Origin of the sequence: Pseudoalteromonas sp. BSi20652 (assembly GCF_000239855.1) — a bacterium.
Lineage (GTDB): Bacteria > Pseudomonadota > Gammaproteobacteria > Enterobacterales > Alteromonadaceae > Pseudoalteromonas.
The window spans coordinates 18,745-32,146 of sequence record NZ_BADT01000058.1 but is presented as its reverse complement, the minus strand read 5'-3'; the positions used below and the strand labels follow the sequence as shown (position 1 = coordinate 32,146).

Annotated in this window: 8 protein-coding genes and 1 pseudogene; 5 read left to right on the top strand and 4 right to left on the bottom strand. The window is 38.9% G+C overall.

Going from position 1 to position 13,402, the window contains the following annotated elements; translation table 11 throughout:
* Positions 1 to 49: 49 nt before the first annotated feature.
* Complete coding sequence (locus P20652_RS13080) at positions 50 to 286, bottom strand: hypothetical protein (RefSeq protein ID WP_008166988.1); 237 nt, start codon at positions 284 to 286, stop codon at positions 50 to 52.
* 649 nt (positions 287 to 935) lie between these two features.
* On the opposite strand from P20652_RS13080, the gene P20652_RS13085 reads away from it, so the two are divergent.
* From P20652_RS13085 to P20652_RS13095, 4 genes and pseudogenes are all read left to right on the top strand, one after another.
* The gene (locus tag P20652_RS13085; RefSeq protein ID WP_008166986.1) at positions 936 to 3,383 is read left to right on the top strand and encodes a M1 family metallopeptidase; all 2,448 of its coding nucleotides are present in this window, start codon (positions 936 to 938) and stop codon (positions 3,381 to 3,383) included.
* Positions 3,383 to 3,872: pseudogene (locus P20652_RS17645) on the top strand (DUF6702 family protein). Before P20652_RS13085 ends, P20652_RS17645 begins: the two are co-directional and overlap by 1 nt.
* Before the next feature lie 341 nt (positions 3,873 to 4,213).
* On the top strand, positions 4,214 to 4,831 hold the full coding sequence (locus tag P20652_RS13090; RefSeq protein ID WP_008166980.1) for an HAD family hydrolase: 618 nt from the start codon (positions 4,214 to 4,216) through the stop codon (positions 4,829 to 4,831).
* 145 nt (positions 4,832 to 4,976) lie between these two features.
* The gene (locus P20652_RS13095) at positions 4,977 to 5,702 is read left to right on the top strand and encodes a YebC/PmpR family DNA-binding transcriptional regulator (protein ID WP_008166979.1); all 726 of its coding nucleotides are present in this window, start codon (positions 4,977 to 4,979) and stop codon (positions 5,700 to 5,702) included.
* Between the two features lie 215 nt (positions 5,703 to 5,917).
* Here the strand turns inward: P20652_RS13095 and P20652_RS13100 are convergent, their stop codons facing one another.
* Positions 5,918 to 8,098: a malate synthase G gene (locus P20652_RS13100; RefSeq protein WP_008166977.1), complete on the bottom strand. Its 2,181-nt coding sequence runs from the start codon at positions 8,096 to 8,098 to the stop codon at positions 5,918 to 5,920.
* Between the two features lie 240 nt (positions 8,099 to 8,338).
* Here P20652_RS13100 and P20652_RS13105 point away from each other — a divergent pair, with 240 nt between their 5' ends.
* Positions 8,339 to 9,940: an isocitrate lyase gene (locus P20652_RS13105; RefSeq protein ID WP_008166975.1), complete on the top strand. Its 1,602-nt coding sequence runs from the start codon at positions 8,339 to 8,341 to the stop codon at positions 9,938 to 9,940.
* A gap of 554 nt (positions 9,941 to 10,494) precedes the next feature.
* Here the strand turns inward: P20652_RS13105 and P20652_RS13110 are convergent.
* Together P20652_RS13110 and P20652_RS13115 are read right to left on the bottom strand one after the other, a co-directional pair.
* Positions 10,495 to 12,513, bottom strand: a complete 2,019-nt coding sequence (locus P20652_RS13110; protein ID WP_008166973.1) for a S9 family peptidase — start codon at positions 12,511 to 12,513, stop codon at positions 10,495 to 10,497.
* Between the two features lie 153 nt (positions 12,514 to 12,666).
* The gene (locus P20652_RS13115) at positions 12,667 to 13,401 is read right to left on the bottom strand and encodes a 5-oxoprolinase subunit PxpA (RefSeq protein ID WP_008166972.1); all 735 of its coding nucleotides are present in this window, start codon (positions 13,399 to 13,401) and stop codon (positions 12,667 to 12,669) included.
* Position 13,402 lies beyond the last annotated feature (1 nt).

Below are 13,402 nucleotides of genomic sequence, written 5' to 3'. Positions count from 1 at the left end.
CCAATATACCCAAGGCAGTTAAAGATGCAAGCCTAAGGTATGCATTACGTTAGGTTAAACTGTACCAAGCCGAAAAAAGAACCGGTAATGCTAAAAGTGCAATTAATAATGGAATTTTTAACGTTTTTGTTTGCTTTGCGTGTAGTGCTTTTAGTGCATTTTTTTCATTACATGCTGCAATTTTATCAATATAAAAGTAACCCAGATCAAGATACCGCTTGCAGTTGTTTTCAGTTGCTGGGACAGCAATTAGTTCTTGTTGTTTTTTTAGGATATAAAAATCCATAAGCTCACCGCATTTCTTGCTAGTAATCGATATTAATTTGAGGATAAATGTGACTAATTTATTTGCCTCAAATAAAAAGGTGGGCGATTTTAAATATAAATAGCACCAAAAATCAACCTAAAGTTGCATTATTTTTCATTTATCGTACAAATAGTGAGTATCAATGAAATCTGGCAATATTTGAGCCAATAATAAGTTGTTTTTTATTACTTTTTGAATGATTTTAAATCGTTTTAGTGAATAGCGAAATAATATTTATACATAGTATTAGCTTGATACTTTTAATGAGTGATTTTTGTGCATAACTGAGAGGTTTGCTTAATAATTAAAACTTTAAAGCAGTCTTAGGTATTTTATTAATGTAATTCGATGTTATTGCAACTCAAGCTAGCTACTTGCTAGTGTATTTTTGTAGTAATTAGAGATAATCTCTTTTAAATTCGAGTTTTTTAAATCCTCAAACTTTATTTTTTGTAAACCCCCTTTACAGTTTTACCTATGTTCATTTTAACTATATTTATAATCATAAAAAAGTACTGTAAGGGTTTAGTGAATACCACCTTATAAAAGCTGCACTTTATCGTTAATTTATTGAACAAAATCTATTATTTTGCCACAGTACAATAACTAAAACCTATCAGGACTAACAATGAAAAAAACAGTTCTTACGCTGAGCGCTTTTGTATTGCCATTGGCAATGTCAACAGGCGTTATGGCGTCTTCAGTAGAGCAAACAAAGGGCGCTTACGTTGATAAGTTTCGTCAACTAGATGAAGCGCTTCCAACACCCAATGTATACCGTAGTGCAGCCGGCGAACCAGGTGAAAAATACTGGCAGCAACGTGTTAATTACGATATTGACGTAAAATTAGATGAAAAAAAGCGTCGTATTACCGCAAGCCAAAGTATTGAATATAAAAATAACTCACCACATACGCTTAAATATTTATGGTTACAGTTAGATCAAAATATTTTTAAAAGTGATTCTATTGCTGAAACAACAAAAACATTTAAAAGCACTTTAGAAAGCTTACCGGCTCAAAAACCGGCTAAATTAAGTTTAGGTGATTTACGTCGTCAGCAATTTATGAGCGACAACGAACTGGGTTATACAATCAGTGGCGTAAAAGATGACGATGGTAAAGAGCTACGCGTAACTGTAGTTGATACTTTAATGCGCATTGATTTAAACGAGCCATTAAAACCAGGTAAAGAAGTAGAATTTAGCATGAACTTTGCCTTCAACATTGTTGAAGAAGATGCAGTGGGTGCACGTTCTGGTTACGAGCACTTTGAAGAAGATGGCAACGACATATTCTTAATTGCTCAGTGGTTTCCTCGTCTAGCTGCTTATACCGATTATGAAGCATGGACAAACAAGCCGTTTTTAGGCTCTGGTGAGTTTACACTTGAGTTTGGTGATTACGATGTAGAGATTACTGTTCCGGCAGATCACATTGTATCGGCAACAGGTAAACTTGATAACGCGAGTAAAGTACTTACAAGTACTCAGCGTAAACGTTTAAAAGAAGCTGAAACATCTAAGCGTCCTGTGTTTATTGTTAACGCAGAAGAAGCGCTAGAAAACGAAAAAGAAGGCACCGACAAAACTAAAACGTGGCACTTTAAAGCGCAAAACGTACGTGACTTTGCTTGGGCGTCGTCTCGTAAGTTTATGTGGGATGCTAAAGGTTATCAGCAAGGTGGTGACGTTCAGCCTTTAGTTATGGCAATGTCGTTTTTCCCTAAAGAAGGTGGTGACTTATGGGAGAAGTACTCTACTGAATCAGTAGTGCACACCATGGAAGTGTACTCTAAGTATTCTTTTGACTACCCATACCCAACTGCGCAGTCTGTTAATGGTCCGGTAGGTGGTATGGAATACCCAATGATCACCTTTAATGGCCCGCGTACTAAGTTACAAGATGATGGAACACGTACTTACTCTCAATCAGAAAAACGCTTTTTAATTGGTGTGGTTATTCATGAAGTGGGTCATATTTACTTTCCGATGATTGTGAACTCGGATGAGCGTCAATGGACGTGGATGGATGAAGGCTTAAACAGCTTTTTAGATGGCGTTGCCGGTCGTGAGTGGGATCCTACTATTCCTTGGGGCGTAGAGCCTCGCGATATAGTGAGCTACATGAAGTCTCAAAACCAAGTCCCAATTATGACTCAGTCAGACAGTGTATTACGTTTAGGTCCTAATGCTTATACAAAACCAGCAGCAGCCCTTAATATTTTACGCGAAGTTATTTTAGGTCGTGATTTATTTGATTTTGCTTTTAAAGAGTATGCTCAGCGTTGGAAATATAAGCGCCCTACTCCAGCTGATTTTTTCCGTACAATGGAAGAAGCCTCAGGTGTTGATTTAGATTGGTTTTGGCGTGGCTGGTTTTACACCACTGACCATGTAGATATCTCTGTAGATAAAGTGTATCAACTGCGTTTAGATACTAAGAATCCTGATATTGATTACAGTCGTTTACGCGACATTGAAGCCGACAAACCAACATCGTTATTTGTTGAGCGTAATCGCGCACAGGGTAAAAAAACATGGGTTGAGAAAAACCCAGATATTACCGATTTTTATGACGAAAACGATCGCTTTACTGTAACTAATAAAGAACGTAACGCATACAATAAGTTTTTAAAAGGCTTAGAGCCGTGGGAGCGTAAAACGCTTGAGCGTGCTCTAGAGGAAAATAAAAACTACTACGTTATGGAATTTTCAAACCTTGGTGGTTTGGTAATGCCTATTTTATTAGAGCTAACCTATGAAGATGGTAGTAAAGAAGAGCGTTATATTCCTGCTGAAATTTGGCGTCGTAATTATAAAAACGTTCAAAAGCTGATTGTTACAGATAAAAACAAGCCACTTGTATCAGTTACCGTTGATCCAGGTTGGGAAACAGCTGACGTAGACGTTGAGAATAACAACTACCCTCGTCGTATTATTCCTTCACGTATTGAAGTGTTTAAAAAGGAAAAAAGCAAAGCTAAAGTAAGTCGCGATATCATGCAAGATATTAAAACTGAGCTTAAAACTGATGAGAAGAAAGACGAAAAAGATGACGGTGGGGAGCCGCAATAATGCGCTTTTTGCTTATTATTGTTTGCCTTTTAGTTGCTGCGCCGATTGAGGCGCATCAATTAAAATCATCAGTTACAACCGTGCTTTTTAATAAACGAACGAATAATGTTGAGTTAATGCATCGCTTTTATTTACACGATACCGAACATGCCGTAGGAACATTATTTGAAGGCAAAATCGATATTATTAGTAATAAGGTCGATCAGCAGCGTTTTGCTAAGTATGTTGAATCGCATGTTGCTCTACAGACACTAAGTGGTGAACCTATACCACTTAGTTCTGTAGGGGCACAAGTTGATGGTAAATTCTTTTGGGTCTATCAAGAAGCACCTATTCCACAAGGGATTGAAGGGATTAAAAATGAGTAATGGTGCACTGCGAGATTTGTGGCCAGCTCAAGTAAATATGGTTAATGTTGAGGGCAAGGGTAAAATTAAAACCTTAAACTTTGCTCAAAACGATACTTGGCTTAAAGCCTACTTCGATTAAAGTTAATTATTATTTAAATAATACCTTCCAACAACACTACGCGCACAAAAGTTAATGTGCGCGTATTCCCCTTTTTTTAAGATACATTCATAATTGATCTTTACTATGTAAAGTTTCGTAAAAGTTGTTAAGTTATGTTGTATATTTACCTTGTTTTGCGCATTCTAGAGATAGCTGCTAAGCTTTTTGTTTTTGCTTTGTTATCAGTAGATTGATGTGTTTTACGCATTATTAATTTAAATATAATTGGTGTCATTTATCTCTAAATTTTGAGTATAAGCAGTAGAGAATTTTATGTTTAAAGTACGTTTAACTAATTATAATCACAACCAAGGAATGATATGACAACTCAGGTAGAGGCTATTCACGGTGTTATTTTTGATTTGGATGGTACGCTGGTATCGTCTGAACTCGATTTTTCTCTTATAAAAGAACAGATAGGTTGTCCTTGCGATCAAGACTTACTTGATTATATAGCTCAATTACCCTCACCCTATATGCGAGAAGAGGCCATGAATATAGTCCATCAACATGAACTATTAGATGCTCAGCACGCAAGTCTTTTACCGGGCGTACTTGATGCAGTAGATGCATTGAAAGCCAGAGGGATCCCTATGGCGATTGTAACTCGTAATTTTGATAAAGCGGCTGCAATTAAGCTGCAAAATAACCCATTACCTATTAATACGGTTTTAACAAGAAGTGATGCACCTGCAAAACCAGATCCGAGTGCTTTAAATGCCATTGCTACGCTATGGCATATTAACGCCAGCAATTTATTGTATGTGGGCGATTATCTTTACGATATTCAAGCTGCACATAATGCAAACATGCGCGCATGTTTATACGCTCCAGATGTAACACCTGCTTACGCAGATCAAGCTGATTATGTATTACATGACTTTTATGAATTAGTGGGATTAGTGGATAGTTACTCTGAAAAAATAGAGTTATGTTAAATAGCGTGTTATTTAATTTATTCTGAAATTAGGATGTAGTTATAAAAGTTTTTATTAATTAAATTTTGCCCATTGTTGATCTAGCCCTATACGTTGCGAGTTGATAAAATACTGCAAAACGTAACGTATTCATTAGAGGCACAAAATGGGCAGAGCATTTGTAGTTCGTCAAAGTTCTATGATAAAAACGGCTAATGCAAAAACAAAAGTAAACTCAAAGTACGGTAAAGAGATTTACGTTGCTGCAAAAAATGGCGAACCCGATCCAGAAGTAAATCAAACATTGCGCCGCCTAATCGAAAAAGCTAAAAAAGATCAAGTACCCGCACACGTTATCGAAAAGGCAATTGAGAAAGCAGCCGGTGGAGCAGGGGAAGATTATTCTGTTGCACGATATGAAGGATACGGTCCCGGTAACTGCATGGTTATTGTTGATTGTTTAACCGATAACCCAAATCGTACTATTAAAGATGTTCGTTTGCCGTTTACTAAAACGGACTCAAAAATTGGCACACCCGGCTGTGTAGCGCATATGTTTGATCATTATGCGGTACTTGGCTTTGCAGGAGATGACGACGAGGTTGTATTAGAAGCGCTAATGATGGCTGATGTTGATGTAAGCGATGTTGAAGCTGAGGATGGAAAAGTGTCGGTATTTGCACCGCCTACAGAATACTTTAAAGCAAAAACAGCCCTTGAAGACGCATTTGAAGGCATTAACTTTGAAGTAGACGAAATTACGTTTATTCCTCAAGTAAATATTGAAATTGAAGACGAAGAAGTTATTGCTAACTTTGATAAGTTTATAACTATGCTTGAAGATTGTGACGATGTGCAAAACATTTATCACAATGCCATTATAAAAAATTAAATTTTAGTTGTTAACACTCTAAAAAAGCGTGTTTTGTGTATGCAAAACACGCTTTTTACGTTTGAATAAATGCTAGGTATTCATGCTAATTATCTATATAGCTTTAAAACGTTATACAAGCGCTGCTTTTTTAATCTCTGGCAATAAAAAACCAGCCCGTAGGCTGGTTTTACACGAAAAAACGACTCAGGCACGTGTTAAACATTTGGAGTGTATTAACAATGTTGTGCCTTATATTCTATACGGTAATTATGCAATAATGGTTCAGTATATCCGCTAGGTTGTGTTACCCCTTCTAAAACCAGCGCAAGTGCCGCTTTATACGCAATACTATTCGTCAGTGTTTTCTCATCGGTTGCCATTGGTGTGTATGCTATGTCGTGTTCGTTTTGGCCATCAACCACCTTAGCCATTTTAGCCATGGTTGATTTAATTTGAGCTTCATTACAAACACCATGAAGCAACCAATTAGCCATATGTTGGCTTGAAATACGCAGCGTTGCTCTATCCTCCATTAATCCAATGTGGTTAATGTCAGGAACTTTTGAACAGCCCACACCTTGGTTTATCCAGCGTACAACGTAACCTAAAATACCTTGTGCGTTATTTTCAAGCTCACTTTGAATATCTTCTTTTGATAGCGTTTTAGCATCAGTTATTAATGGCGGTGTAAGTAAGTCGCTAAGGTTTGCAATAGTACGCTTTGCTATACTTTGCTGCTCAGTAAATACATTAACATCATGATAATGCATTGCGTGTAATGTGGCGGCAGTGGGAGAGGGCACCCATGCTGTATTTGCCCCCGATTTAGGGTGCGCTATTTTTTGCTCCATCATTAATGCCATTTGATCTGGCATTGGCCACATACCTTTCCCTATTTGTGCTTTATGGCTTAAACCACAGGCAAGACCAATATCCACGTTACGATCTTCGTATGCTTGTATCCATGGTTGCTGCTTAATCTGTGCTTTTGGCAGTACAATACCTGCTTGCATTGAGGTATGAATCTCATCGCCTGTTCTGTCTAAAAAACCGGTATTTATAAACACAACACGTTCTTTAGCAGCATGAATACACGCTTTTAGGTTTACCGATGTACGGCGTTCTTCGTCCATAATGCCCATTTTAAGGGTGTTTTTAGGCAAGCTTAGCGCTTCCTCTACTAAGCTGAATAAAGTATTAGTAAACGCAACCTCTTCAGGGCCATGCATTTTTGGTTTTACTATATTAATACTGTGCGCACTGGTGTTTTTTATACCTGTTTTTTTATTTAGGTCATGCAGGGCTGCAGTAGCTGTAAACATAGCGTCCATAATGCCTTCAAATACCGGTTGATTGTTCACATCGGTAATAGCGGGATTCGTCATTAAATGGCCAACGTTTCTTACAAACATCATGCTTCGGCCTTTTAAAGTAATAGCCTCACCATTGAGTGCAGTATAAGTTTTATCACTTTGTAGCGTTCGTTCTATGGTTTTATCGCCTTTTTTAAACGATTCAACTAAGTTACCTTGCATCAAACCAAGCCAATTTTTATAAACTTGTACTTTATCCTCTGCATCTACCGCAGCTACTGAATCTTCGCAATCCATAATGGTGGTAAGAGCAGCCTCTAGCACCACATCTTTTAAGCCTGCTTTATCTGCTTGGCCAATAAGGTGGTGATGATCAATGTGTAGTTCTATATGTAAGTCGTTATTTTTTAATAACACGACAGTTGGGTTCTGTGCTTCACCTTGATAGCCAATAAGCTGAGATGGGTTAGCTAATGTGGTTTGAGAGCTGTCACGTAAAGTGATTGATAATGCACCATCAACCACTGAGTAATTAGTGCTTTCTATATGCGAGCCATTAGTCAGCGGCAATGCCTTATCTAAAAACTGGCGAGCGTAGGCCATTACCTTAAAACCACGCACTGAATTGTAGGTATTGCCTCTTTCAGCTCCGTCATCTTCGCTTAACACATCTGTACCGTATAAGGCGTCGTATAACGAGCCCCAACGTGCGTTAGCGGCATTAAGTGCAAAGCGTGCGTTGCTTACCGGAACAACCAACTGAGGGCCTGCTGTAAGAGCTATTTCGGGCTCTACATTTTGGGTTTCGATTTCAAAGCTGGCAGGTTCTTTTACCAAGTAGCCAATATCGTGCAAAAAGGCATGATATTTAGCGCTATCCCACGCTTTATTAGCGAGATGATAGTCATCTATTTGCTGTTGAAGCAATTCTCGCTTTTCAAGCAGTGCCTTATTAATAGGGGTAAGTGTTTGAACGATATGTGCAAAGCGTTGCCAAAATTGCGGCTCACTTAAGTGAGTGCCTGGTAGTAATTGATTTTTAACAAAGTCAGCGAGTTGAGTATCTACGCTTAAACCTGAGTGTGTGAGAGTGTGGGTCATAATTGCCTTCCTTAAACGGTCGCTGTGTTGTTGTGTACGTGTGCGTTAGGCAACAATAGCGCAAAAAAGCAATGTTGAGTGTATTTTAGTCATTCACAAAATGTATAGCCGTAATAACAACTATAAATTTACTAAATCTAAAAAATAAGCCTAATGTTTATGCAAGCGATACGGAGCACACACTCCTAGCCACTCTCACAACACTAAAATTATTTACACACCCGTTCGAAGGATTTTATTATGACAACATATCAACGCGAAACAGACACACTCTCTACTCTTTGCCAATCACAAGGCAGCGCATGGCACGCAATTAACCCTGAATATGCAAGCCGTATGCGTTTACAAAATCGTTTTCGTACAGGGATTGAAATTGCACAATACACAGCAGATGTTATGCGTGAAGATATGGCTGCATATGACGCTGATACAAGCCTGTACACGCAATCTTTAGGGTGTTGGCACGGTTTTACTGCGCAGCAGATGATGATGGCTATTAAGCGCCATCAAAAAACAACTAAACGTAGTTACGTATACTTAAGTGGCTGGATGGTTGCAGCACTTCGCTCTGCATTTGGTCCGCTGCCAGATCAAAGCATGCACGAAAAAACATCGGTACCTGCGCTAATTGAAGAAATTTACACGTTTTTAAAGCAAGCTGATGCACGCGAACTAGACCACTTGTTTAACGACCTAGATGCAGCAAAAGCGAATGGCGGTGATGTTCAAGCCGTTATAGATAAAATTGACAACTTTGAAACTCATGTTGTGCCAATTATTGCTGATATTGATGCAGGTTTTGGTAACGAAGAAGCAACTTACCTACTGGCTAAAAAAATGATTGAAGCCGGTGCGTGTGCCATTCAAATAGAAAACCAAGTATCTGATGCAAAACAATGTGGCCACCAAGCGGGTAAGGTTACCGTTCCACACGAAGACTTTTTAGCAAAAATTAACGCGGTACGTTACGCCTTTTTAGAGCTCGGTATTGATAACGGTATCATTGTGGCACGTACAGATTCATTAGGTGCCAGCCTTACTCAAAAAGTACCTGTGTCGCAAACACCTGGTGACTTAGCAAGCCAATACAATGCATTTTTAGAAACCACCCCAATTAACGGTGTTGATGACTTAAACGAAGGCGATACGGCAATGAAAATTAATGGCCAGTTATGTAAACCAACTCGCCTAGATAACGGTTTATTCCAATTCCGCGAAGGCACTGAAAAAGACCGCGTAGTATTAGATTGTATTACGAGCTTGCAGTCGGGCGCTGATTTACTGTGGATTGAAACAGAAAAACCTCATGTTAAACAAATTGCAGAACTGGTAAATCGTGTAAAAGAACACGTACCAAATGCAAAACTGGTATACAACAACTCGCCTTCGTTTAACTGGACGCTTAAATTTCGTGAGCAAGTGTATCAAGAGTGGGAAGAAGCAGGTCGTGACCTTAGTGCTTACCCAAGCCTTGGCGATAATAAAGGTTTTATGGCACCAGAGATGGATGCAACAGAACTTGCGCAAGCAGCCGATTTACTCGTGCAAAACTTTCAGCGTGATGGCGCACGTGAAGCAGGTATTTTCCACCACTTAATTACTTTGCCTACATACCATACAGCTGCGCTAAGCACTGATATTTTATCAGAAGGTTACTTTGGGGATATGGGGATGTTGGCTTATGTACGTGATGTGCAGCGCCAAGAAATTCGTCGAGAACAAGCTTCTGTTAAGCACCAGGATTTAGCGGGTTCTAACATGGGCGATACGCACAAGGAATATTTCTCTGGTGATAACGCGTTAAAAGCCGGTGGTGAAGATAACACCATGAACCAATTTTAATTCCTAACTAGATAGAGTTACGCAAGGGCCGAAAGGCCCTTTTTTATTGATGTGAACAATGTGAAAGTATTAAGTTATAACTACAGATCAGATTTTAACTAACTTTTAAGTTACGGATCACTATTTAACTAGCATATAGAAATTAGGGATCAGAGTTTAACCAACCTAACTGTAAAGGCCCTTTTTGGCTCCGTTTACAGTGTAAATTAGGGGTTTTAGTCAAAAAACTAACGATAAGTCACTGATTTTAAGTTTTTGACGGTAAAGTAATTAGATAATAAACCGTTTTTTTACTAACTTGACTCTCCTATAAAACAATATTTTACTAACTGAAAGACCATAAACAGTGGCTCAAACCGATTTTTTACTAACTCAATACTTATAAAATGCTATAAACCGAAATTTTACCAACTCAACTACTTTTCAAATCTACTATTTAAGCCCATACTTATTTAAATTAATTTATATAATGAAACTGTAAACCCCCTTTACAGTTTTATGACCAAAAAAAAGCCACTAAAAAGTGACTTATATTTAATCTAATATGTTGTATGTTACTTAGTGTATTTATCAAACCACCACTGAATATAGGCAACTTTTGTCATCAAGTTAGATGGACGAGTTGTTATACCATGTGACGCATTAGGGATTCGGACCATTGCGGTATCAACACCTTGCAGTTTTAGTGCTTGATAAAATTGCTCAGTTTCTGAAATGGGTGTTCGAAAGTCAGATTCACCAGTAAGAAGCATTGTTGGCGTTTTAACATTACCAACATAACTAATTGGTGAGCGTTTCATGTAATGCTCAATGTGATCCCACGGTTTACCCGGAAACCAGTAATCAGCAAAAAACGGATAAAAGTCGGCAGTTAGTACAAAACTGATCCAATTAATAACCGGTTTGGCAACTACAGCCGCAGCAAAGCGATCTGTATGACCTACAATCCAAGCTGTTAGTACGCCGCCGCCAGAGCCACCGGTTACAAACAATTTAGACTCGTCAATAAAGCCTTTACCTATTAGCGCATCAACGCCCGTCATTAAGTCATCAAAATCGTTACTTGGGTAATTGTGATGAATAGTTTGTGCAAACTCTTTACCGTATGAATCACTACCACGTGGGTTCATGTATAAAACAACATTGCCTTTGGCTGCAAAGAGTTGAATTTCAGCACTAAAATGTGGACCGTAATTAGCTACAGGGCCGCCGTGTATTTCTAGTATTAGCGGATATTTTTTACTACTGTCAAACTCTGGCGGATAGGCAATCCATCCCTGAATAGGTAGCTCATCATGGCTTGATTTAATCCAAATTTCTTCCACTTTAGCCAACTGCTTATTACCGAGAGCGTCTTGATTGAGTGATGTTAAGCGCTGCGCTTTACCGCCTTTAATTATTGCGATATCGGCAGGGCGCTGAGTATCGGCAAGGGTAAAGGCTATTTCGCCATCTTTACTTATATCAAAGTCGCCACCAGAATAAGGGCGACCAAAGGCAACACTGCCAATTTGGGTTGTTATTATTTTACGCTTGCCGCTGCGTGGTTGATACGCAAGGGCGGTTTGGCCTTGATCTGAATAGCTAAAGTACACGCCTTTTGAATTGGCACTCCATTTTATTTGACCTACGCTGCGGTCAAAATTAGGCGTTAAACTTGTTGTGTTACCTGTTTTTAAATCACGAATATAAAGCTGAGTGTTTTCGTAGTTAGTGCGTTTATCATCGTAACCTGTGTAAGCTAAGTAGCGACCATCGGGAGAGATTTTAGGCTGCTCGTCAGGACCATTTCGGTCAGTAACTTCGGTTATATTTTGCGAAGCTAAGTCGAGTTGATAGATTTCACTATTAGTAGGTTTTAGCTGATTATCTTTGTGCCTGTTTGCTGAAAAATAAAGCAACTTACCATCGTTACTAAAACTTACATCGCCCGCGTTATCAAACTCATCATGAGTGAGTTGTTTGGCATTACCACCGTTAGCATCAATCGTGAATAATTGGCTAAAACCTTTTTGTGTGTAACCGCCACCATCTGAACGGTAGTAAACATCATCAATAAATTTAGCAGGCTCGGCCCATGTTGCTCCTTTTGGTTTTCCCGGTAAGCTCACTGGCGCTGAAGTTGCGCTTGGAACAAACATGCTAAATATTAATTGGTTAGAATCAGGGTTCCATGTAATCGCACGAGGACTACTCGTTAAGTTACTAATTTTTGCCATAGCACCTGTTTTAAGCCATTTAATATATATTTGGCTGCTGCCATCGCGGGTTGATATAAACGCAAGGCGTTGACCATCAGGAGAGAGTACTGGCGAATAATCCATATGCACGCCAGAGGTTAATGGCTGCATTTGTTTGGTTTTGTAATCAACAGACCAAATATTACCAACTTTGCGATCTGTTTTTATATCCATGCGGTTACGCACAAAATATACAGTTTTACCGTCTTCGGTTATATCTATTTGATTAGCATATTCTAAATTAAACACGTCTTGCAGTTGTAGTGTATTTGTTTCAGCGTAGGCTAAATTGCTACAGCCTAAAATGAGGCTAAGTGTTAAAAGCTTTTTCATTTTTATCCCTGTTGTTACTTTTTTTAATTTGCTAAGTAGTTATATGTTAGGGATTATTAAATTAACAGTAGGATGCGATGAAGCTCTTATTTAACTCTATGAGTTAAAGCTGTAAAGGGGGTTTACAGCTTCTATTTGTGGTTGTGTAAAAGTTTAGTTAGCTGAGTTACACAGGGCTTTAATATCTTTTATAAGTGCTATGCCATCAGCGTTGTCGCCATGTACGCATAAGCTATGGGCGTTGAGCGTTAGTTTTTTTCCAGTTCGTGTTGTCACGCTACCATCGGATAAAAGCTGAGTTACTTGTTTTAGTAATACAGCTTTGTTGTGAACGCTACCCTCAAGTGTTCGTGACACTAAATGCCCGTCGTCGTTGTACTGTCTGTCGGCAAATGCCTCGAGTATTAGCTCAACTCCTGAGTTTTTAGCTATTTGAATGTGCTTATTGGCATTTTTAGTCGCTAACACCATTAATTTCAAATTACTTGGGTAGTTAGCAACAGCGCTTATAACCGTTTGTAATATTTGCTCATCAGCCATCATGTCGTTATAAAGTGCGCCATGGGGTTTTACATAGCTAAGTGTTAAACCTTGTACTTTTGCCATGCCCTCAATTGCGGCTATTTGATAATGCAGGCAATTTGTAAGCTCTTTTTCGCTAAGTACCATTGAGCGCCTGCCAAAGCCCTGCTTATCTGGGTAGCTTGGGTGAGCACCAATTTGTACGTTATGTTGCTTGGCAAGTACAAGAGTGTTTGCCATTACGTCGGCGTCACCTGCATGAAACCCACACGCAATGTTAGCCATATCTATATGCGGCATAACATCATCGTCTAGCCCCATTTTCCACGCGCCAAAGCTTTCGCCTAAATCACAATTGAGTTTCATA